Raw genomic sequence first — 22,003 nt, forward strand, 5'->3', positions numbered from 1 at the left:
TGCCCGGATCAGCCGGGCGTGATGAACCGTTCCTAACCAGTGTGCGTAAGTGAGTCTTGGACCCACTGCTGCGTACTGGGCGCATCCCGAACGGTGTTGGATGCGCTGGGTTCCCGCTTTCGCTTCCCACTCGGCGACGGCCCTCCAGGGGGCCGGTCCGTTGCGGGTGGGCGGGTTCCTTCACGCCCCCGGTCACCTGGTCCGGCCTGGGCGATCCGATGCCCCGCACGATCACTCCGGTCGTGTGGGGGCGGTGTCGTCCGTCGCCGGATCGGGTGTCCGAGGGCGCGTCGCCCGATCGCGATACCGGCGGCATCGTGACGGGACATCTTTCGACGTGGGGTGGCCAGTGGTTTCTGCCAGTGCTGGCCACCCCACATGCTGGTGTAGGCGGGGTCGACCGCGACGATCGCAAGCCCCTGTTCGGCGGCCATGGACACCAGCCGGGCCTTGAGCTTGCCGGTCGGGATGCCGGAGATGAGGTGCCGGAAGCGTTTCCTGCGGCCGTGTTTTTCCCGGGTCTTCTCGGTGGTGAAGTCGAGGTCTTCGATGCCGATCGCGGCGACACCGACAGACTTGGCCCAGTTGATCAGGCGGGTCAGGGCGTGGCGGATCTGTGCGTCGCGGTGATCGGCGGTGCCGGTCAGGTCGTAGGGGAAGCGGTGCGGGTCGCCGACGGGGTTGCCGTGCCGGTCGAGCCGGTAGGCGGCGAAGTGGTCGGCGTTGGTGTCGACGCCGATCATGCCCTGGGCGCGGGCGGCGGCGAGCGGGACCGTCTTGATGACGGGGCGTTGCCAGGATGCGGTGAGGTACCAGCGGCCACGGTTCACGTCGAGGTGGATGCGGTAGGCGACGGCCCGGTGAGCTTCGATGCGGTCTCCCCACTCCGCGCCCCGGTGCGCGAACGCCACGGTGGAGGTGAGGGTGTACCGGCCGTGCCTGGCGTTGGCCAGGTGCGCGAGCGGTACAGGTAGTTTGATGCTGACCTCGCCGTCCGGGGTGACGCGGATCGTCTCGTTCCCGAACCGCTTCCCCGACTCACCGTCAGCGGCAAGAAACCAGCGCTCCGCCTCCCACCGTTCCCGCCACTGCTCCTCGGTGAGCTGGGCCTGGGTGAGATGGTGGCGGGTGTTCAGGAGACGTTTACCGCCCCGCACCACCCGGACCCGTCCGGCCTGCCACTCGGCGACAGCGGCAGCGTGCCGCGCCTCCAGTGCCGCGAGGCGGCGGGACTTGTGGAACCACTCACTCCTGGAGCGATAGCCGCCCGCGGCCCGCTTGGTGCCCTTCTCCCCGACCGGGAGGGACAGCCGATGCCGCAATGTCTTGATCCCGGCTGCCAGCTTCTGGATGTGCGCCGCCTGGCAACGGCGCGCGAGTGCCCACTGATCGTGCGTGGCCTTGGTGATCGCCCCGGCGATCCGCGACGACGACACCCTGGTCAGGTCCCGCTTGCGCGCCGCCCAGGTGTCTGCACTGTGCTCCAGACCGTCCGCGCAGCGGGCCTTGAGATCACGGGAGGCCAGCGCACCTTGATGCGCACCGACCGCACGCAGCACCTTCTCGTCCTGGGGCGTGAGGTGCTTGAGGCGGTCCCGGATCGCCACCCCGCAAGGCCCGGGCACCACGAGGGACACGGCCAACTCCCGCAAACCACCCACCACATCACCCCCCATTCTCAAGGCCGGACACCTGCCACCCAGCCCAACGAGCAGCAGTCGCCAAGGTCACCCATTCGGCCCCAGAACTCCCGTTCCCACCCCTCGCGACCCACCGGCAGGACTCAATCCCGCTCACCACAACTCACTTCGACTCAGCAAACCAATAGCAGCTCGCAACCCCGACTCGTACACCTCGATCCTGCCCGCCCCTCTCCGTCGCACGGCGGAGACGGACCGTCGCGGGCGGAGACGTATTGCCGCGCGGCGGAGACGGCCCTCACCCAGCTCTCAGTCCAGCGTGAAGAGCAGTTCGTCGGTCAGCTCGCCGCGGGCGTGCGCGAAGCCCCGGTCCTTGCCCGTGACGGTGAACCCGCACTTCTGCAGCACCCGCACCGAACCGGCGTTGTCGGCCGCCGCCCGGGCGTGCAACGGCCGTTCCGGTACGGCCTCCAGCAGCGCCCGGAGCGCGGCGGTCGCGAGCCCCCGGCCCCAGTGCGGCCGGTCGATCCAGTACGTGACCTGCCGGTCGCCCTCGGACCCGTACACCCCGGCGTTGCCCACCACCTCGCCGTCGGCAAGCACCGTCCGCATCACCACGGTGCGACTGTCCAGGATCCGCGCCCAGTGGGCCTCGAACGCGGGCCGGTCGCCCGGGTCCTCACTGGTGAACGCGGCTGTCCGGACCGACTCCGGATCGGACATGTACGCGAAGAAGAGCGGCAGATCGCTGTCGCGCACCTCGCGCAGCGTGACCTCGGGCGCGCCCACGGGTCAGAGCCTGCGGGTGGCGAGCGTCAGCCGGTCCCGCGCGTCGAACAGTGCGTCCTTGACCATCTGCTCATGCGCCGGGGTGAGCCGGGCGACCGGCACCGAGCAGCTGATCGCGTCGCGCGCCGGGGTGCGGTACGGGATCGCGACGCCGAAGCAGCGCAGCCCCAGGGTGTTCTCCTCGCGATCCACCGCGTACCCCTGCTCGCGGATGAGGTGCAGCTCCTCGATCAGCTTCTCGCGGTCGGTGAGGGTGTGCTCGGTCAGTGCGGGCAGTGTCTCCGGCAGCATCTTTCGGACCTGCTCGTCGCTGTGGGTGGCCAGCAGCGCCTTGCCGAGCGAGGTGGAGTGGGCGGGCAGCCGGCGGCCGACGCGGGTGAAGGGGCGCAGATAGTGCTGGGACTGGCGGGTGGCGAGGTAGACCACGTTCGTACCGTCGAGACGGGCGAGGTGGATGGTCTCCGTGGTGTCGTCGGAGAGCCGGTCGAGCGTCGGGCGGGCGGCCGCGACGACCTCGTCGCCGTCGATGTACGAGGTGCCGACCAGCAGCGCCCGGACGCCGATGCCGTACCGGGTCCCTGTCGCGTCGGTCTCCACCCAGCCCAGCTCGACCAGGGTGCGCAGCAGCATGTAGAGGCTCGACTTGGGGTAGCCGACGGCCTCCTGCACGGACGCCAGCGAATGCATACCGGGACGCCCGGCGAAGTACTCGAGCAGCTCCACCGTCCGTACCGCGGACTTGACCTGTGCCCCACCTGACTCGGCAACCGACATCGCCCTCGCCCCTTCCAGCCCACTTCTTGCCAACACTGAACGCCCGGAAATAGAGTCCCTACATATTCACGATCAGGAACTCTGTTCAGAATACCGAACAACTTCTGATGTGTGGCAGAGGACCGGAAGGAAACACGGTGGCAACAGCACCAGTCTGGAGCGTCGACCCCCGCACCGGGAACCCGCGTGAGCAGGTTGCCGTGGAGGCTACAGCGGAGGAGGTCGATCGTGCGGTCCGGGCCGCACATGCCGTACGCGGTGCGCTCGCCGACCGCACCGTACGCGCCGCATTCCTGCGTACCGCGGCGGATCTGCTCACCGAGGCCGGGGAGCACGTCATCGAGGCCGCCGACGCCGAGACCGCGCTCGGCCCGGCCCGGCTCACCGGTGAACTCGCCCGCACCGCCGCCCAGTTGCGCGCGTTCGCCGAGGTCGTCGACGAGGGCGCCTTCCTCGACATCCACATCGACCACGCGGACGCCACCCGGACCCCGCCGTGGCCCGACCTGCGCCGCTACAAGATCCCGCTCGGCGTCGTCGCCGTCTACGCGGCCAGCAACTTCCCGCTCGCCTTCTCCGTCCCCGGCGGCGACACCGCCAGTGCCCTGGCGGCCGGCTGCCCGGTCGTCGTCAAGGCACACCCCGACCACCCCGCCACCTCGGAGCTCTGCGCCTCCGTGCTGCGCCGGGCCGCCGCGAAGGTCGGCCTGCCCGAGGACGTGCTGATCCTGGTGCACGGATTCGAGGCGGGCGTCGAGCTGGTCAAGCACCCGCTCGTGGCCGCCGCCGGGTTCACCGGCTCCATCCGCGGCGGACGGGCGCTGTTCGACGCCGCGGCCGCCCGGCCGGCCCCGATCCCGTTCCACGGCGAGCTCGGCTCCCTCAACCCGGTCGTCGTCACCGAGGCGGCCGCCGCCGAGCGCGGCGAGCAGATCGGTGCCGGGCTCGCGGGCTCGATGACCATGGGCGCGGGCCAGTTCTGCACCAAGCCCGGCTTCGTCCTGGCCCCCGCCGGCGAGACCGGAGACCGGCTGCTGAAGGCGCTGACCGAGGCGGTCAGCGACAGCGAGGCCGCGGTCATGCTCGATCACCGGATGCGGGACGCCTTCGTCGCAGGCGTACGCGAACGGGCCGAACTCCCCGACGTGGACGCCCCGGTCACCCCCGGCGCGGGCGGCGACCACACCGTCTCCGCCGGCTTCCTGACCGTTCCGGCACAGCTGCTCGCCACCGACGGACCGCACGACGCGCTCCTGGAGGAGTGCTTCGGCCCGGTCACCGTCGTCGCCCGCTACGCCTCCGAGGACGAGATCACCGCCGTCCTCTCCCGACTCCCGGGCAACCTCACCGCCACCCTCCAGATCGCCACGGAGGGCGCCGACGCAGACGCCCCCGGACTCCTCGCGGCCCTCACCCCGCTGGCCGGCCGGGTCCTCGTCAACGGCTGGCCGACCGGAGTCGCCGTCGCCCCCGCCCAGCACCACGGCGGTCCCTACCCGGCCACCACCTCCACCTCCACGTCGGTCGGCGCCACCGCGATCGAGCGTTGGCTGCGCCCGGTCAGCTACCAGACGACTCCGGAGGCGCTGCTGCCGCCGGAGCTGCGCGAGGACAACCCGCTGGGCCTGCCGCGCCGCGTCGACGGGCGTCGCGCGTGACGGTGAACCTGCCCGAACTCCCCTTTGAGCTGCGGCCGTTCGGGCCCGAGGGGCAGTGGGCGTACGAGGGCGGTGTACTGACCGGACGGGCTGGTGCCCGGCAGGACCGGTTCGTGCCGCCGGGCGGTGACGGCCTCGCATCCGTGAGCGACGCACCGCGTCTGCTCGGCACCGCACCCGACGGCGACTTCCGGCTGAGCGCCCGGGTGAAGGTCGGCTTCGCCGCCGCCTTCGACGCCGGGGTGCTCTATCTGCACGTCGGGGAACGGGAGTGGGCGAAACTCTGCCTGGAGTTCTCCCCGGCCGACCCCACCATCTGCACGGTCGTCACCCGCGGTCACTCCGACGACGCCAACTCCTTCGTCGTGGACGGCGACAGCTTCTGGCTGCGGCTCAGCCGCACCGGCAGCGCCTACGCCTTCCACGCCTCCGCCGACGGGGAGAAGTGGACCTTCGTCCGCACCTTCGCCCTCGGCGCCGCGGAGCAGCCGGCGGCCATCGGCTTCCTGGTCCAGTCGCCGACCGGCGAGGGCTGCCGGGCGTCGTTCGACCGGATCGCGTTCCGGCCGTCCGGGCTCGACGACCTGCGCGACGGCAGCTGAACCCTGGCGGGGGGTTCGCCGTTGCGGCGCCCAGCCCCCCGGGGTGACCGGTTCCGTCCTCAAGCGACGGACGGGCTTGATGGGTGCGTCTGGGTTCCCGGTGGCACCGTCGCCTGCCCCCGTGGGTGGTGGTCCGGGGCCCGTCCGGGGTGTCTCCTCGAGCGACCGACGTTCGGCGGGTACGCGGGGGAGCCCGGGGCTTTGTTCGTCGCCCTGCGGGGACCCCCCTGCACGGCCCCGGACCGGCCGTCGCGCGTCAGCGGCAATGCGTTCCACCGGGTCGCAGGCGCGGGTGATGCCTGGGTGGGGCCGTGCAGGGGAGTCCCCGCAGGGGCTGGCGTACGTGCCGGGTTCGTCCGCGTTGCCGGCTTCCGCGCCAGTCCTGAGGAGACGCCCCGGAGGGGCCCCGCCCACCCCACCGCCCGGCAGAGGCGGGCCCACCCCGTTGCCGGGCAACACCTCCCAAGCCCGTCCGGCGCGGGCCGGCGCAACCACGGGCCGACCGGTGGCGTCCCTCCCCGCATGATCAGAACTGCCACGGCCGCCGATCTCGACGCCATCGTCCAACTGCACACCGAGGCTCGCGCCACCTACTACCGGGGGCACCTTCCGGAGGAGGAGTACGCGGGCGCGGCGGAGGTCGGGCGCAGCCGCGCCGGCTGGTCCCGTGCGATAGACCGCCCCGACGCCACCGTGCTCTGCGCCGAACGGGACGGGACCCTCGCCGGCATCGCCGCGTACGCCGTACGCGACGGCGACATGACGCTCACTCAGCTCCATGTCGCGCCGGCCCACTGGCGTACCGGAATCGGCACCGCGCTCCACACCGCCTGCGTCGACGCCTGGCAGCGGGCCGGAGTGGACAGTGCCCGCCTGGAGGTCTTCGTGCACAACACCCGTGCCCAGGCCTTCTACGTCCGGCACGGCTGGACCTCCGACCCCGCGCACCCGCGCCACGGCTCCCATCTGGCGCTGCGCCTCACGGTCGGCCCCTGATCCCGGCGGACGACGGAGACGGTTCATGCGACGTGTGGTGCGGGGTTTCTGGGGTCCCCGGCAGGAGACGGCCGAGGAGCTGGCCGGACGCTGGAAGCTGCTGCTGGAACGGATCGCCGCGCTCCTCCCGGCGGCCGGCGGGGGTCCGGGGGCGGGCGGCGAGTGGACGTGGCGCCGGATCCACGGGTCCCGGCGCCCCACCGCGCTCCGTGCGGACGAGGAATCCCTCCTCGCGGCCCTGCGCGCGGACGCGGCGTCCCCTCGCACCTCGGACGGCGCCGGACTGCGCCTCGTCAGCACGGGCGAACCGGGCTGGGAGATCAGCGTCGCCGGCCGCGGAGGCGGCACTTCGGAGTATGTGCTCCAGGCGGTCGTGATCGCCGTCGTCTCGCCCGACGGCGCGAAGGTCCCCGACGCCGGACTCCTCACCGCCGTAGCCGAGGTGTGGGAGCCGGACTTCGGCGACGTGACCGACGACGACGTGCTCGACGCCCTGGAGGACGACGGCGGCTTCACCGTTGATGATCCCTGCATCGGCTGGCTCGGCTGCCTCTCCCCGGCGCGTGCGGCGCTGCTCCCGGACGACGTGACGGCCGGCCGGACGGAGCTGCCCGGCGGACGCGTACTCCTCGACATCGCTCCGCGCAGCGACGCCGGGAGTGTGGTCCGGACGCACCTGCGACTGCGGGACGCCGGTGTGCTGGAGCCGCTGCCCCGCCCGATGGACCGGACCTTCCTGTGACGGCGCGGGCGGGCGAGCCGTTCGCCACTCGACCGGGCGGTGTCCGAGGTCGAGGCACTGCTCGCCGGGCTCGTACCGGCGGCCGGTACGACGCGGAGCGAGGGAGAGCCGGTCACCGGGGAGTGGAGGGTGACCGCGGGCGAGGGCTTCCGGTTCCTGCCGCCCCGGGAGAGCGACCCCTGACCGGGGTACGTACGGACCCGCGTGGAACGACGCGGACGGGACCGCGCGTGGATTCCTGGACGTACTGAATCGGGGAGCCGGACCGCTGCTGGGGCGCGCATCGCACGGTCGGCACGCGGGTGCCGGTCCTCCGGATCGGGCCGGATCGGGGCCGGACACCCCCTGGTACGGGAATGACCGGGTCCGTACGGGCGTTCACCAGGGGCGCGGAGGGTGCCTCCGCGCTGCCGTGGGCAACCCGCGGTCCGCCCCGACATCCTGGAGAGAAGAAGAGTCATGCGCGTCGAGATCTGGAGCGACATCGCCTGCCCCTGGTGCTACATCGGCAAGGCCAGGTTCGAGAAGGGCCTGGCGGGGTTCGCCCATCGCGACGAGGTCGAGGTCGTGCACCGGTCCTTCGAGCTCGACCCGGGCCGGCCCAAGGGCGACACCGCACAGGTGATCGACATGCTGGCGCAGAAGTACGGGCGGACACGTGAGGAAGCCCGGTCCATGGAGGCCAACGTCGCGGCGAACGCGCGCGCCGAAGGGCTCGGCTACCTGACCGAGGGACGCGACCACGGCAACACCTTCGACATCCACCGGCTGCTTCACCTCGCCAAGGCCCGTGGACGTCAGGACGAGCTGCTGACGATTGCCTACAGGGCGAACTTCGCCGAGGAGCGGTCCGTCTTCGACGCCGAGGTGCTGGTCGAGCTGGCCGCCGAGGCCGGACTCGACGCCGACGAGGCGCGTGCCGTGCTCGCCGACCCGGAGGCGTACGCGGCCGAGGTGCGGGCCGATGAGCAGGAGGCGTCCGAGCTGGGTGCCAATGCCGTGCCGTTCTTCGTGCTCGACCGGCGGTACGGGATCTCCGGTGGCCAGCCCGCCGAGGTGTTCGCGCAGGCGTTGGAGCAGGCGTGGAAGGACCGTCCGCTGACCGCGATCGGCTCGGACGCGGCAGCCTGCGACGCCGACGGGGCGTGCGAGGTGCCGCAGTCCGGCGGACAGAGCTGACCCGCTCCACCCCGCCCGGCTGCACACATAAGCACTGCTTGGGGACACCCCTCAATTCTTCGTGATTGACGATGAGTTGAGGGGGCTTCAGGGTGGGCGTATGGAGATCTCCTCGCTCATCCAGGCGGTAGGCGCCGAGTTTGCGCCCAAGACCACGTATCTCAACACCTCCAGCTGCGGGCTGCTGCCCCGCCGCACCGTCGAGGCGGTGAAGGCGCTCGCCGACGAGAATGCCGCGGGCACCGGTCCGGGCGCGGGCAGCTTCGACGCCGTGGACGCCGCACGGGTCCGGTTCGCCGGACTCGTCGGCGTCGGCCCCGACCGGGTCGCCACCGGCAGCTCGGTCGCCGTGCATGTCGGTCTGATCGCGGCCTCGCTGGAGCCGGGCGCCGAAGTGCTGGTTCCCGAGGGGGAGTTCAGCTCGGTCGTCGGCCCCTTCGCGGCCCGCGGGGATCTGCGGATGCGGTACGTCCCGCTGGACGGCATGGCCGAGGCGGTGCGGCCCACGACCTCGTTGGTCGCCCTCTCCTCCGTGCAGTCCGCCGACGGCCGCCTCGCCGACCTCGACGCGGTCCGGGCGGCGGCCGCCGCGCACGGAGCCCGGGTCCTGCTCGACGCCACCCAGTCCGCAGGCTGGCTGCCGCTGGACGCCGGGGCGTACGACTACACCGTCACGGGCGGCTTCAAGTTCCTGCTCTGCCCGCGCGGTACGTCGTTCCTCACGGTCACCGAGGAGGCGCAGGAGATCCTGCCGCCCCTCTTCGCGAGCTGGGTGGCCGGCGAGGACCGCTGGAACAGCACCTACGGTCCGATCGGACGGCTCGCCGGTACCGCGCGCCGCTTCGACGAGGCGCCGGCCTTCCTCGCCTACCACGGCGCCGAGCACTCCCTCGCACTGCTGGCCGAGATCGGCATCGACGCCGTACACGCCCACAACACCGCGCTCGCCGCCCGGTTCCGTACCGGACTGGCCGGGATCGGTCACGAACCGGTGCCCGGGCGGACCGCGATCGTCGCCGTGCCAGGGCTCGGCGGCCGGGAGCCCGCGCTGGCGCGGGCCGGGATCACGGTCTCGGCCCGGGCCGGGAATCTACGGGCGGCATTCCACCTCTACAACACGCAGGCCGATGTGGACCGCGCGCTGGAGGTGCTGGCGGGCTGACTGTCCCGGCCCGCTTCCGGTCAGCGGGAATCCGGGCAGCCCTCGGTCTGGTGGCAGAGGTTCTCCTCGACCTTCGCCAGCAGCCGGGCCAGCTCGGTGCGCTCCGCCGCGTCCAGACCGGCGAGCGTGTGCTCCTCCAGATCCGTCCAGGCGCGCTCCACATCGGAGTGCAGCGCGCAGCTGTCGGCACTGGCCTCGACCAGGACGGCCCGCCGGTCGTCCGGGTCGGGGCAGCGGCGGACGTGTCCGGCCTGTTCGAGCCGCTGGAGCATCTTGGTGACGGTCGACGGGTCGAGGTCGACCGCCTTGATCAGCTCCGACTGGCGCACCGCGCCCGCATCCCACAGGTACATCATCAGGAACTCCTGGCCGGGGTAGAGCCCGGCTGCCCGGAGCGCCTTGCCCGCGGCGATCCGGTGCAGCCGGGCGACCCGTGACACGGCATGACTGACCGGGCCGCCGCGGGCGGCGCTCGGCAGCTCGGTACAGGCGGGGTCGACGGGTTCGGGCTTCATGGGGACTCCTCGGGGCGGTGCTCCGGGCCGGTTCCGGCGCTTGCCGTGCACTTTACCTTGGTCGGCCAATTAATGCGTTACAGTGGCGCAGGACCGAAATACTTGGCCGACCATGTAATTTTCTTTGGGGGTTCCCATGACTACCGCATTCGACCCGATCGACCTGTCCGGCACCCAGCTCGCCAACCGCATCGCCATGGCCCCGATGACCCGCAGCCGTGCCGGTGACGGCGGTGCCGCCACCGATCTCACCGTCGAGTACTACGCCCAGCGCGCCTCCGCCGGGCTCATCATCACCGAGGGCATCCAGCCGTCCGTCGTCGGCCAGGGCTACCCCTTCACCCCGGGCCTGCACAGCGCGGAGCAGGTCGCGTCCTGGCGCAAGGTCACCGACGCGGTGCACGCGGCGGGCGGCCGGATCTTCGCCCAGCTCATGCACGCGGGGCGGATCGGCCACCCGGACCTGCTGCCGGACGGGCTCGTCCCCGTCAGCGCCTCCCCGGTCAAGCCCGCCGGACAGCTCTACACCGGCACGGGGCTGGAGGACTTCACCACACCGCGCGAGCTGACCGGCGACGAGATCCGGCAGACCATAGCCGACTTCGTCTCCGCCGCCCGCAACGCCGTCGACGCCGGCTTCGACGGGGTCGAGCTGCACGGCGCCAACGGCTACCTCATCCACCAGTTCCTGGCGCCCAACACCAACCTGCGCACCGACGAGTGGGGCGGCTCCGAGGAGGCCCGGATCCGCTTCGCCGTCGAGGTGGTCACGGCCGTCGCCGCCGAGATCGGCGCGGAGCGCACCGGGCTGCGCATCTCGCCCGGAAACTCGTACAACGACATCGACGAGCCCGCGCCGGACGCCGTCTACACCGCGCTGGTAGGGGAGATCGAACCGCTCGGCCTCGCCTACCTGCACGTCCTGGAGGCGGTGGAGATCCGCGAGCTGACCCTCGCGCTGCGCAAGCAGTTCTCCGGCACCTTCGTCATCAACGTGCTGACGGACGGGCCGACCGGACCGGACGACCACTCGGTGATCGACGACGGGATCGCCGACATCATCTCGTACGGCGCTCTGTTCATCGCCAACCCGGACCTGCCGGCCCGCCTGAAGGCCGGCGGCCCGTTCAACACCCCCGACCCGTCCACCTTCTTCGGCGGGGACGCGAAGGGCTACGTCGACTACCCGGCACTGGACGCCGTGTAGCCGCGGCGGTCACGCCGAATCACGGCGTACCAGTTCGGTGGGGAGGATCACCGCGGCCGGGTCCTCCCCACCGATCTGGGCCAGCAGTACCCGCACCATCTCGGCGCTGATCCGGTCCCACGGCTGCCGGATCGTGGTCAGCTCCGGCCGGGACGCAAGCGCCGCGGGCGAGTCGTCGAAGCCGCCGACCGCGACATCCTCCGGCACCCGGCGCCCGGCCTTCTCCAGAGCGGCGAGCACGCCCTGAGCCATCAGGTCGGAGGCGACGAACACCGCGTCGAGGTCCGGGGCCCGCTCCAGCAGCAGTGCGGCCGCCGCCTCGCCGCCCGCCCGGCTGTAGTCGCCCGGGACGACCAGCGCGTCGTCGGCGGGCAGCCCGCAGTCGGCGAGCATCTCGCGGTAGCCCGCCAGACGTTCGACGCCGCCCGGGGTGTCCAGCGGGCCGGTACGCCTTCGGGTCACGCGGCGCGATCTGCCACAGCAACCCCGCCTACCGGTCGGCCGCGGCGAACATCACCGAACAGCTCGCCCGCCGCTACGGAAGCCACCCGGCGCTCGCGCTGTGGCACGTCCACAACGAGTACGGCGTCCCGGTCAGCGCCTGCTACTGCGACAACTGCGCCGCCCACTTCCGCCGCTGGCTCGCCGACCGCCACGGCAGCGTCGACGCCGTCAACGACGCCTGGGGCAACGCCTTCTGGGGCCAGCGCTACCGCAGCCTCGACGAGATCGACCCGCCCCGCACCACCCCGACCGTCGCCAACCCGGCCCAGCGCCTGGACTACGCCCGCTTCGCCGACGCCACCATGCGCGAGAACTTCTGCATGGAACGGGACATCCTGCACCGCCTCGCCCCCGGCATCCCGGTCACCACCAACTTCATGACCGCCCTCAGCCAGTGCGACTCCGTCGACTACTGGGCCTGGGGCCGCGAGACCGACCTCGTCACCAACGACCACTACCTGATCACCGACGGCCGCCGCACCCACGTCAACCTCGCGATGGCCGCCGACCTCACGCGTTCCGTCGCGGGCGGCGCACCCTGGCTGCTCCTGGAGCACTCCACCAGCGGCGTCAACTGGCAGCCCCGCAACCCCGCCAAGCGGCCGGGCGAGATGGCCCGCAACAGCCTCGCCCATGTCGCCCGCGGCTCCGACGGGGCCATGTTCTTCCAGTGGCGGCAGTCCCGCAGAGGCGCGGAGAAGTTCCACTCGGCGATGGTGCCGCACGCCGGTACGGACTCCCGGGTGTGGCGCGAGGTCTCCCGGCTCGGCGCCGATCTCGGCCTGCTCAGCGGCATCCGCTCCACCCGCACCGTCGCGGACGCGGCGATGCTCTGGGACTGGCAGTCCTGGTGGGCGCAGGGGCTGGAATGGCGTCCGAGCGAGGACCACGACGCCCGCGAGCGCGCCGACACCTTCTACGCCTCGATGTACGACCGCCACCTCACCGTCGACTTCGCCCACCCGGACGCCGATCTGTCCGCGTACCCGCTGGTCGTCGTCCCGGCCCTCTACCTCGCCACCGCGGAGACCGGCCGGAACCTCCGTACCTACGTCGAGAACGGCGGCACGCTCGTCGTCTCGTACTTCTCCGGCATCGTCGACACCCATGACGCCGTGAACCCCGGTCCGTACCCGGGCGCCCTGCGGGACGTACTCGGCCTGACGATCGAGGAGTTCTCACCGCTCGGCGAGGGCGAGACGGTCCGCCTGATCACTCCCGGGGGCGCCGCCGGGGGCCCGGAGCTGACGGGTGACCTGTGGTCGGACGTGGTGATCCCGCGCGGCGCCGAGACCGTCTGGTCGTATGCCGACGGCATTCCCGCGGGCCGCCCCGCCGTCACCCGCCACCGCCTGGGCCAAGGGCACCGCCTGGTACGTCTCCACCCGGCTCTCCGGCCCCCACCTCGACGCCGTCCTCGACCGGGCCTGCGACGACGCCCGGATCGCGCCGCGCACCGGTCTCCCGCGCGACGTCGAGGTCGTCACCCGCGCCGGCGACAGCGGCACCTATCTCTTCGCGATCAACCACACCGGGGCCGACACCAAGGTGCCGCTCGACGCCGCAGGCACCGAACTCCTCACCGGCGAGCACACCGCGGGTCACCTCGCCGTCCCGGCGGGTGCGGTCCGGGTCGTACGCCTCGACGGCTGAGGCGCCCAACCCGTCATCCCGTGCAATGGTCGAAGGGCCATCGACGATGTACGGAAAGGCGCACGGAAGGCCACCCGGGCGGACGAGGCCGGCGGTGGTGACAGCCCTTACGACCTGGTGCACGTTAGAGAGTCGATCAGGTCGTTAGGAAGCAGGCGTGTCCAGCGGCGCGCTCCGCCACTTCCACGAGCTGACGCGCTCACGCCCGGGCAGCTCGGCGCGACCGGTGGACCAGAGCAGCACGGTCCACCGGTCGGCGTCGTCCGGGGCGTCCGGGAACAGCCGGGCAAGTACGCGGTCGCACAGATCGGCGGGCGGCGCCCAGGAGATGTCCAGGCCCCGAACGACATCGTGCGTATGCACCAGGGTCTCCACGATCCCCATCGCGGCGAAGCCCTCCGGGTCCGAGATCCCGTACGCATGGAACGAGCGGACATCCGCCAGTGTCGTCCGTACCATCGCGGTCAGCAGTGCCCCGCTCGCCTCCAGGGTCTGCAGCAGTCCGACCGCACCGGCGTCGGGGTTGGCGAAGATCGCGTTGGCCGGGCCGCCCTTGCGCTCGGCTCCCCAGCGGTACGGCACCTCGCGGTCCAGCGGCGGCTTCTTCGGGCCCAACTGGGCTGCGTACGCGAAGAGATCATCGTTCAGATGCTCCACGGTCTCCCAGGAGTCCCACTCCAGTGTCCCGGCGGGCGCCCGCCAGTGGTCCTCCGGAACCTCACGGAGCGCGGCGAGCGAGAGATGGACCGCAGTGGTCACGTCGTCCGCGGTGACCGGCAGCCGGCTCGCGGTCAGCGTGGCCCGTTCCGCGGCGCTGCACTCCACGCAGAACTCATTGCCCTCGGGGTCGGCGAGCGTCGCCCAGCCCCGGCCGTTCGGCTTGCGGTGGTCGCCGACGAGAGTGGCGCCGAGGGCGAGCAGCCGCTCGACCTCCTCGTCACGGGTACGGTCCTGCGGCTGGATGTCCAGGTGGACGCGGTTCTTGCCGGCCTTGGGCTCGGGTACCGAAATGAACAGCAGTGCGGTGCCGGGGGTCTCGACGAGTGCCTCGGGATCGCCGGGCCGATCCTCGTCGGACAGCTGCGCACCGAGCACCTCGGCCCAGAAACTGCCGAGCTTGTAGGCGTCGGCGCAGTCGATGGTGACGTGTCGTACGAGTGAAGTCATGCCCTCACTCTCGCTGCTGACGGACGACCGGGTCCACCCGATTGTGCCGGTGGGCGGGGACGGCCCGGGCCGTCCCCGCCCACCGCGCCACCGCCTCATCCCACCGGCGAGAAGTCCCGCGACCCGATGAACTCCGGGCGCCTGGCCGGCGCCGCGAACGGTTCCTCGGCGGCGTTCTCCACACTGTTGAAGACGATGAAGACATTGCTGCGCGGGTACGGGGTGATGTTGTCCCCCGAGCCGTGCATGCAGTTGCAGTCGAACCAGGTCGCCGAACCGGCCGGACCCGTGAAGAGCCGGATGCCGTGCCGGTCGGCCATCCTGGTCAGCGCCTGGTCGGACGGGGTGCCGGCGTCCTGCATCCTCAGCGACTTCTTGTAGTTGTCCTTCGGTGTCCTGCCCGCGCACCCGAGGAACGACTTGTGCGAACCGGGCATGATCATCAGCCCGCCGTTGGTGTCGTGGTTCTCGGTCAGCGCGATCGATACGGACACCGCCCGCATGTGCGGCAGACCGTCCTCGGCGTGCCAGGTCTCGAAGTCCGAGTGCCAGTAGAACCCCGAAGCGCCGAAGCCCGGCTTGACGTTGATCCGTGACTGGTGGACGTACACGTCCGAGCCGAGGATCTGGCGGGCCCGGCCCACCACCCGCTCGTCGCTGACCAGCCGGGCGAAGACCTCGCTGATCCGGTGGACCTCGAAGACCGAGCGGATGTCCTGCGACGTGGGCTCGATGATCGAGCGTTCGTCGGCCCGGACCGCGGGATCGGCGATCAGCCGGTCGAGCTCGGCCCGGTAGCCGTCGACCTCGGCGGGTGTGATCAGCTCGTCGACGGTGAGGAAGCCGTCACGCTCGAAGCCCTGCAGGTCCTTCACGGCGACCGGGCCCGGGGCGCCGGGCGCCGACCAGATGACCGGGTCCTGGCGGGGCGTGATCAGCTCGGCGGAACCGCGGGTGGGATAGAGGTCGGCGCGTACATCGGTGGTCATCGTTCAGCCTTCCTCGGTCAGCAGGGGATAGACGCCGTTCTCGTCGTGGTCCTCCCGTCCGGTGACGGGAGGGTTGAAGACGCAGACGCAGCGGAAGTCGGTCTTCGGGCGCAGCGTGTGGTGCTCGTGCCCGTTCAACAGATACATCGTGCCGGGGGAGATCCAGTGCTTCTCGCCCGTCTCGTCGTTGGTGAGCTCGGCCTCGCCCTCGGTGCACAACACGGCCTCGATGTGGTTCGCGTACCACATCGACGTCTCCGTGCCCGCGTACAGCACGGTTTCGTGGAGCGAGAAGCCCACCTTCTCCTTGGCGAGCACGATGCGCTTGCTCTCCCAGGTGCCGGAGGCGGCCTTCACATGCCGGTCGGTGTTCTCGATGTCACTGAACGATCGGACGATCACGGTGAGTCGGTGCCTTTCTCTTCTTTTCTCTTCGGTGTCTCTGCGCGCCGGGGTGTCAGGCGGTTTCGCGGACGCTACGGGCCAGCGTGCGCAGGCCCTCGTCCAGTTCCTCGGGGGTGACGGTCAGGGCCGGCAGCAGCTTCACGACCTCGCTCTGCGGACCGGAGGTCTCCACCAGCAGCCCCAGTTCGAAGGCGCGGGCGCAGACCGCGGCGGCGCGCGACGCGTCGGTGAACTCCAGCCCCCAGACCAGGCCGCGGCCGCGGAACCGAGCGCCGAGCGGGGCGTGTTCGTCGCAGATCGCCAGCAGTGCCTCCTCGATCTGTTCGCCGCGGGCCAGGGTCTGCTTCTCCATCTGGCCGTCCGCCCAGTAGGCGTCGAGAGCGGCGGCGGCGGTGACGAACGCGGGATTGTTGCCGCGGAAGGTGCCGTTGTGCTCGCCCGGTCCCCAGATGTCCAGCTCCGGGCGGAACAGGCAGAGCGACATGGGCAGTCCGTATCCGCTGATGGACTTGGACAGGGTGACGATGTCCGGCGTGATGCCGGCCTCCTCGAACGAGAAGAACGCGCCCGTACGGCCGCAGCCCATCTGGATGTCGTCGACGATCAGCAGCATGTCGCGGCGGCGGCACAGATCGGCCAGCGCCCGCAGCCACTCGGGCCGCGCCACATTGATGCCGCCCTCGCCCTGCACCGTCTCGACGATCACGGCGGCGGGCTGGTTGAGACCCGACCCCTGGTCCTCGAGGAGCCGCTCGAACCAGAGGAAGTCCGGGACTTGGCCGTCGAGATAGTTGTCGAACGGCATCGGCGTGCCGTGCACCAGCGGGATACCGGCCCCGGCCCGCTTGAAGGCGTTGCCGGTGACGGCGAGAGAGCCGAGCGACATGCCGTGGAAGGCGTTGGTGAACGAGACGACCGACTCGCGTCCCTTCACCTTGCGGGCCAGCTTCAGCGCGGCCTCGACCGCGTTGGTGCCGGTCGGGCCGGGGAACATCACCTTGTACGGAAGGTCGCGCGGGCGCAGTACCACGTTCTGGAAGGTCTCCAGGAAGGAGCGTTTCGCGGTGGTGGCCATGTCGAGGCCGTGGGTGATGCCGTCGCGCTCGATGTAGTCGATCAACGCACGCTTCAGCACCGGGTTGTTGTGGCCGTAGTTGAGGGATCCGGCACCGGCGAAGAAGTCGAGGTACGTGTGGCCGTCCTCGTCGGTCAGCCGGGAGCCCTGCGCACGGTCGAACACGGCGGGCCAGCCGCGGCAGTAGCTCCGTACCTCCGACTCCAGGGTCTCGAAGATGCTCAGGGCAGGCGGGGTGATGGTCACAGGGGATCTCCTGCTTGAGGGGGGTGGGAGGGCGGCGGTGCGGTCTTGGCCGCGCTCAGAGCCTGTCGGGTGACCTCTGACCGGGCGGCCACGCCCTGGCACGCACGTTTCCCGCGTTGCCGAAATGTCCTGGTAGCTCCTTCCCCAAGCTCTCAGCTTCGTTCGAGCAGGGGAGACCCCATCCGAGGACATCCCGACGCCTTGGAATCGCACGCACCAGACCGCGTCCGCTATCCGGTCGAAGGTCACCCGGCAGGCGCTCAGGCGTGGAACGGACCGATGCGGTAGAGCACTTCCGGCAGGTGCGTCCCCTCGGGGAACAGCCCGCCGTCGAACAGCACTTCGCGCTCCAGAGCCACGTCATGGCGGAGTGCGTAGGAGGTGAACAGCCGGTCGGACGCGGTGTTGTCCGGGGTGACGGTGGTCTCGACGGAGGCCAGGCCCTGCACTGCGGCGACCCGTGCGGTCAGCGAGTCCAGCAGCTTGGCGGCCAGCCCGGTCCCGCGGTGGCCGTGGTCGACGGCCACCTGCCAGACGACGAGCGTCTCGGGACGGTCGGGCCGGATGTATCCCGTCACGAAGGCGACCGGGTCGCCGGTCTCGTCGCGGGCGACCACGGAGGTCGCGGCGAAGTCACGGCACCACAGCAGATAGCTGTACGAGGAGTTGAGGTCCAGGACCTCGGAGTCACGGGCGATACGCCAGATCGCGGCTCCGTCCTCCACTCGTGGGGTGTCGATGGTGAGGAATTCGCTTCGGGCACGTGCAAAATCTGCTGGTGCGGCGGTCATGTGAATTGAATTTACCCAGCAAATTCTGAAATTGCATCGATGTAGAGGGTTGGGTGGAACGGGCCCGTGTGTTATCACGCGGGCGCGTGCCCCGGCGCGAAGCGGTGAAGATTCCTGCCGATATGTCCGTCATTTATCCGGCAAATCTTCCCCGTATGTGGAGTCGATCACAGAGTCGTAACTCCCGGGAGGCGCGGTCGAATTGTGCCGATCGGTGCTGCCGAAACTTGAGGGTTTAGGGTCCGGGAAAGCGGGCAAAAGAATGCGGGGAGCTGCTATGAATTAACAGCTCCCCGCATTGATGAATTCGTGACGGTCCGCCGCCGGATCCCGGACCCTCCTGAATTTATTCGCTCGGCCAGGTTTCCGTAACGGCCCTGCGGGCAGCTTCGAAGTCGACCGGCCGGCCCTCGTCGGCCAGCGCCGCCCCCAGAGCCGCGAGCGAGGACTGCACCGCGCCCCGCGTCGCGTCCACACCGTAGTGATTGACCCGGATCATCTCCTTGGACAGTGCCCCGCCGCCCGCGATCAGCGGCAGCGACGGGTCGGCCGCAAGTGCCTTGGCGACCAGCCCGGCGGCGTCGATCCCCGCCGGGGCGCGCAGCGTCGTGGCGACCGGCGCCGCGTCCCGTGCCTCGTGCACGTACGGCGCCAGTCCGCCGCTGAGCGCCACCGCGCCCGCCCGCGTCGCCGCGGCGGCCGCCGCGTGCCGGGCCATCAGCGCCTCCAGCCCCTCCGCCTCGATCCGCTCCACGCACGCCTCCAGCGCCAGCATCTCCAGCTGTGCGGGGGCGTGCAGGAGCGCCTTGCGGCCGCCGTCGATCCAGCGCTCCTTCCAGTCCAGGAGCGAGAGGTACGAGTGGCGGGGGGCCTCGGGGTTGGCGGCGATCCGCTCCCAGGCGCGCCCGCTCACCGACACCGCCGACACCCCGGCCGGGCCGCCCATCGCCTTCTGCGCGCCGATCACGCACAGGTCGACGCCCCACAGGTCCGGCAGCAGCGGCTCGGCGCCCACCGAGGCGACGGCGTCCAGCATGAACAGCGCCCCGTGCGCCCGGACGACCTCACCGATCTCCGCGACCGGGTTGGTGTTGCCGGTCGCCGCCTCCGCGTGGACCAGCGAGACGAAGTCGATCTCCGGGTGCGCGGCGAGCGCCTGCGCGACCTGGTCGGCGGTGACCGCCGTGTGGAACGGCACCGCCAGATCGATGACATTGGCACCGCAGTCGCGCAGCCAGTTCCCGAAGGTCTGCCCGTACGGACCCGTGACCACGTTCAGTGCGGTCGAACCGGGCCGGGCACCGCCCCGGATGCAGCCTTCGAGGGGAAGCAGCGCCTCGCCCTGCATGATGACGACGTCCTGCTCGGTGGCGAGGAGCCCGGCCACCCGGCGTTCGATGGCGGCGAAGTGCGCGGCGGTGAGCGGGGCGAGGTCGAGGAAGGGGTGCGTCACGGTGGTGCTCTCTTCGGATCGGGTCGGCCTGCGGTTCGGCGTACGAACAGCGCTTCCGTCGAGAGTACCGAGGCCGTCATCGGCCGCCTCGTACAGTGCTGCCATGAGTGATCACACGGTGCAGCCTGTGCTGCATGTGAAGGGGCGGGTACTCGTCGGTCCCGACGACGTACGGGACGAGCTGTGGGCCGTCGACGGGCGGATCTCGTACGAGCGGCCGCCCGGCGCGGACGCGGCGGAGACCGTCACCGGCTGGGTGCTGCCGGGCCTCGTGGACGCCCACTGCCATGTGGGCCTCGATCACCACGGCCCGGTCGACGCCGCCACGAGCGAGAAGCAGGCGCTCACCGACCGGGAGGCCGGCACGCTGCTCATCAGGGACGCCGGATCGCCCTCCGACACCCGGTGGATCGACGACCGCGAGGACCTTCCCAAGATCGTCCGGGCCGGACGCCATATCGCCAGGACCCGCAGGTACATCCGGAACTACGCCCATGAGATCGAGCCGGGCGACCTCGTCGCATACGTCGCGCAGGAGGCGCGGCGCGGCGACGGCTGGGTCAAGCTGGTCGGCGACTGGATCGACCGGGACGCCGGTGACCTGACCGCCTGCTGGCCGCGCGGCGAGGTCGAGGCGGCCATTGCCGAGGCGCACCGGCTGGGCGCCCGGGTCACCGCGCACTGCTTCGCCGAGGCCGCTCTCGTCGATCTCGTCGAGGCCGGGATCGACTGCATCGAGCATGCGACGGGTCTGACCGAGGACACCATCCCGCTCTTCGCCGAGCGCGGTGTCGCGATCGTCCCGACGCTGGTCAACATCGCCACGTTCCCGGACCTCGCGGCCGGCGGCGAGGCCAAGTTCCCGCGCTGGTCGGCGCATATGCGGCAGCTGTACGAGCGTCGCTACGACACCGTGCGCGCGGCGTACGACGCGGGCGTGCCGGTCTACGTCGGCACCGACGCGGGCGGCTCGCTGGCCCATGGTCTGGTGGCGGCGGAGGTCGCCGAACTGGTCACGGCGGGCATCCCGCCCCGCGAGGCGCTTTCGGCGACTGCCTGGGGTGCGCGCGCCTGGCTCGGGCGGCCGGGTCTTGAGGAGGGCGCCCCGGCGGATCTGGTGGTGTACGAGGAGGACCCGCGGGCGGATGTACGGGTGCTGACGGCGCCGCGCCATGTGGTGCTGAACGGCCGTGTGATCGGCTGACGCCGCCGCGGTGCCGCGCTGACAGCCAGTGACCGACCGGAGCTCGCGTTCGTTGAAGCACCTCAGCGCACACCCCGGCGCAGCCGGCCGGTTCCTTGCACACGCTCGGCTGATCGGGTGACTCCGAGAGCCGCACGTGCCGAGATAATCGAACACGGAAACGGAAACCTCCCTTTGGGATGAACTCGCCTCAGGCAACGGCCAGTTCATCCTTTGTACGTAAAGATTCACGGAGTCGAGGCCACCGGTGCCCGCGATGTCCCCCATTGGACGGCGCCGGTGGCTCCATGTCTCTTGTGGGGGTTCCACCATCTTGAACAGCAACACCTTCCGACTCGCCGCACTGGCGGCTGCCGCCGCGCCCGTCGCCCTGCTGGTTGCCGCCCCGGCGCACGCCACCGGGTCCACCACGACCACCGGCGGCGGGAAGGCGGGCGCGGTCGTGCTCCGCACCGCACTCGACGTCTCACTCCTGAACAAGACGGTCGACGTGCCGCTGAGGACCACGCTCAACGAGGTGCACGCACCGGCGAGCGCCGAGGAGACCGCGCTCAGCGTGCGGCTCGACGGCGTGGCGCACGGCCGCCCGGTCGACGTGCTCCGCGCCGACGTGGCCACGGCGGACGCGACCGTCGACAAGCGCAGGGCCGAGGGCTACAGCAACCTGGCGAAGGCCCGCGTCCATGTGCCCGGACTGCCTCGGCTCTCGATCGTCGAGGTCGAGAAGGTCACCTCCAAGGCGGTCTGCGAAGTGGGTCACAAGCCCGTTGCCGAATCGAATGTGCTGGGCCATGTCAGGGTCCTCGGCCGGAAGGTCACGCTGACGGCGGGCGGCACGACCCGGGTGGCGGTGCCCGGCGTCGGCGAGGTCGTCCTCGACCTGTCGAAGACGCAGACCACGTCACGTACCGCAGCGGCGACCGCGCTGCAGCTGAAGGTGTCGGTCAACCCGCTCGAGCTCAATGTCGCCGACGTCCAGGGCGAGGTCACGCTCGTCGAGGCGACCTGTGAGACCCCGAAGGCGGCCGCTCCCAGCGCCGAGCCCACCGAGCCGGCGGGAGGCAACTCCGGCGGCGAGGTGAAGCCGCAGACCGGGACCGGCCACGCCCCGGCAGCGGTCGACACGAGCCTCGCGGAGACCGGTGGCAGCTCCACGACGCCGTACCTCGCGGGCGGAGCGGCGTTCCTGCTTGCGCTGGGTGCCGGCGCGACCGTCGTGGCACGCAGGCGCGCCCAGGACTGACACCGACCC

Annotated in this window: 20 protein-coding genes and 2 pseudogenes; 11 read left to right on the plus strand and 11 right to left on the minus strand. The window is 71.1% G+C overall.

Annotation, left to right across the window (positions count from 1 at the left end; translation table 11 throughout):
• Nucleotides 1-32: 32 nt before the first annotated feature.
• The 3 genes from OG972_RS30960 to OG972_RS30970 all read right to left on the minus strand — a co-directional run bounded on the left by OG972_RS30960 (nt 33) and on the right by OG972_RS30970 (nt 3,203).
• The gene (locus tag OG972_RS30960; protein ID WP_266987041.1) at nt 33-1,676 is read right to left on the minus strand and encodes a transposase; all 1,644 of its coding nucleotides are present in this window, start codon (nt 1,674-1,676) and stop codon (nt 33-35) included.
• 273 nt (nt 1,677-1,949) lie between these two features.
• Nucleotides 1,950-2,429, minus strand: coding sequence for a GNAT family N-acetyltransferase (locus tag OG972_RS30965; protein WP_266987043.1), 480 nt, complete (start codon nt 2,427-2,429; stop codon nt 1,950-1,952).
• 3 nt (nt 2,430-2,432) lie between these two features.
• Complete coding sequence (locus OG972_RS30970) at nt 2,433-3,203, minus strand: IclR family transcriptional regulator (protein ID WP_266987045.1); 771 nt, start codon at nt 3,201-3,203, stop codon at nt 2,433-2,435.
• A 137-nt stretch (nt 3,204-3,340) separates the two neighbouring features.
• Here OG972_RS30970 and OG972_RS30975 point away from each other — a divergent pair, with 137 nt between their 5' ends.
• From OG972_RS30975 to OG972_RS31005, 7 genes are all read left to right on the plus strand, one after another.
• Nucleotides 3,341-4,861 carry an aldehyde dehydrogenase (NADP(+)) gene (locus tag OG972_RS30975; protein WP_266987047.1) on the plus strand — a complete coding sequence of 507 codons (1,521 nt, stop codon included), beginning with the start codon at nt 3,341-3,343 and terminating at the stop codon, nt 4,859-4,861.
• Nucleotides 4,858-5,463, plus strand: coding sequence for a DUF1349 domain-containing protein (locus OG972_RS30980; RefSeq protein WP_266987049.1), 606 nt, complete (start codon nt 4,858-4,860; stop codon nt 5,461-5,463). Before OG972_RS30975 ends, OG972_RS30980 begins: the two co-directional genes overlap by 4 nt.
• Before the next feature lie 522 nt (nt 5,464-5,985).
• Entirely contained in the window at nt 5,986-6,459 is a 474-nt protein-coding gene (locus OG972_RS30985; RefSeq protein ID WP_266987051.1) for a GNAT family N-acetyltransferase, read from the plus strand.
• Between the two features lie 25 nt (nt 6,460-6,484).
• A complete protein-coding gene (locus OG972_RS30990) occupies nt 6,485-7,201 on the plus strand; it encodes a hypothetical protein (protein ID WP_266987053.1) in 717 nt (238 codons plus the stop codon).
• A gap of 39 nt (nt 7,202-7,240) precedes the next feature.
• Complete coding sequence (locus OG972_RS30995; protein ID WP_266987055.1) at nt 7,241-7,384, plus strand: hypothetical protein; 144 nt, start codon at nt 7,241-7,243, stop codon at nt 7,382-7,384.
• A 276-nt stretch (nt 7,385-7,660) separates the two neighbouring features.
• The gene (locus tag OG972_RS31000; protein ID WP_266987058.1) at nt 7,661-8,380 is read left to right on the plus strand and encodes a DsbA family oxidoreductase; all 720 of its coding nucleotides are present in this window, start codon (nt 7,661-7,663) and stop codon (nt 8,378-8,380) included.
• Nucleotides 8,381-8,480: 100 nt separating this feature from the next.
• Nucleotides 8,481-9,542, plus strand: coding sequence for an aminotransferase class V-fold PLP-dependent enzyme (locus tag OG972_RS31005; protein WP_266987060.1), 1,062 nt, complete (start codon nt 8,481-8,483; stop codon nt 9,540-9,542).
• A gap of 20 nt (nt 9,543-9,562) precedes the next feature.
• Here the strand turns inward: OG972_RS31005 and OG972_RS31010 are convergent, their stop codons facing one another.
• Nucleotides 9,563-10,057 (minus strand): MarR family winged helix-turn-helix transcriptional regulator, encoded by a 495-nt coding sequence (locus tag OG972_RS31010; protein ID WP_266987062.1) that lies wholly within the window; start codon nt 10,055-10,057, stop codon nt 9,563-9,565.
• A 136-nt stretch (nt 10,058-10,193) separates the two neighbouring features.
• On the opposite strand from OG972_RS31010, the gene OG972_RS31015 reads away from it, so the two are divergent.
• The gene (locus OG972_RS31015; RefSeq protein ID WP_266987064.1) at nt 10,194-11,264 is read left to right on the plus strand and encodes an alkene reductase; all 1,071 of its coding nucleotides are present in this window, start codon (nt 10,194-10,196) and stop codon (nt 11,262-11,264) included.
• A 9-nt stretch (nt 11,265-11,273) separates the two neighbouring features.
• Here the strand turns inward: OG972_RS31015 and OG972_RS31020 are convergent.
• A pseudogene (locus OG972_RS31020) lies at nt 11,274-11,711 on the minus strand (LacI family DNA-binding transcriptional regulator); the annotation flags it as partial.
• Here OG972_RS31020 and OG972_RS31025 point away from each other — a divergent pair.
• Nucleotides 11,708-13,421, plus strand: a pseudogene (locus OG972_RS31025) (beta-galactosidase); the annotation flags it as partial. The pseudogenes OG972_RS31020 and OG972_RS31025 overlap by 4 nt on opposite strands.
• Before the next feature lie 144 nt (nt 13,422-13,565).
• Here OG972_RS31025 and OG972_RS31030 read toward each other — a convergent pair.
• The 6 genes from OG972_RS31030 to OG972_RS31055 form a co-directional block, all read right to left on the minus strand.
• Nucleotides 13,566-14,588: a VOC family protein gene (locus OG972_RS31030; RefSeq protein ID WP_266987066.1), complete on the minus strand. Its 1,023-nt coding sequence runs from the start codon at nt 14,586-14,588 to the stop codon at nt 13,566-13,568.
• A gap of 95 nt (nt 14,589-14,683) precedes the next feature.
• Nucleotides 14,684-15,577 carry an ectoine hydroxylase gene (gene thpD / locus OG972_RS31035; RefSeq protein WP_266987068.1) on the minus strand — a complete coding sequence of 298 codons (894 nt, stop codon included), beginning with the start codon at nt 15,575-15,577 and terminating at the stop codon, nt 14,684-14,686.
• Nucleotides 15,578-15,580: 3 nt separating this feature from the next.
• Nucleotides 15,581-15,979, minus strand: a complete 399-nt coding sequence (locus OG972_RS31040) for an ectoine synthase (protein ID WP_037691652.1) — start codon at nt 15,977-15,979, stop codon at nt 15,581-15,583.
• A 55-nt stretch (nt 15,980-16,034) separates the two neighbouring features.
• Nucleotides 16,035-17,303: a diaminobutyrate--2-oxoglutarate transaminase gene (gene ectB, locus OG972_RS31045; RefSeq protein ID WP_266987073.1), complete on the minus strand. Its 1,269-nt coding sequence runs from the start codon at nt 17,301-17,303 to the stop codon at nt 16,035-16,037.
• 260 nt (nt 17,304-17,563) lie between these two features.
• Complete coding sequence (gene ectA / locus OG972_RS31050; RefSeq protein WP_266987075.1) at nt 17,564-18,094, minus strand: diaminobutyrate acetyltransferase; 531 nt, start codon at nt 18,092-18,094, stop codon at nt 17,564-17,566.
• A gap of 346 nt (nt 18,095-18,440) precedes the next feature.
• Nucleotides 18,441-19,547, minus strand: coding sequence for an alanine--glyoxylate aminotransferase family protein (locus OG972_RS31055; RefSeq protein WP_266990811.1), 1,107 nt, complete (start codon nt 19,545-19,547; stop codon nt 18,441-18,443).
• A 103-nt stretch (nt 19,548-19,650) separates the two neighbouring features.
• On the opposite strand from OG972_RS31055, the gene OG972_RS31060 reads away from it, so the two are divergent.
• Complete coding sequence (locus tag OG972_RS31060; RefSeq protein WP_266987077.1) at nt 19,651-20,751, plus strand: amidohydrolase family protein; 1,101 nt, start codon at nt 19,651-19,653, stop codon at nt 20,749-20,751.
• Nucleotides 20,752-21,064: 313 nt separating this feature from the next.
• Nucleotides 21,065-21,994: an SCO1860 family LAETG-anchored protein gene (locus OG972_RS31065; RefSeq protein ID WP_323135910.1), complete on the plus strand. Its 930-nt coding sequence runs from the start codon at nt 21,065-21,067 to the stop codon at nt 21,992-21,994.
• Nucleotides 21,995-22,003 lie beyond the last annotated feature (9 nt).

Source organism: Streptomyces sp. NBC_01669, from assembly GCF_026339735.1.
Classification (GTDB): domain Bacteria; phylum Actinomycetota; class Actinomycetes; order Streptomycetales; family Streptomycetaceae; genus Streptomyces; species Streptomyces yanii.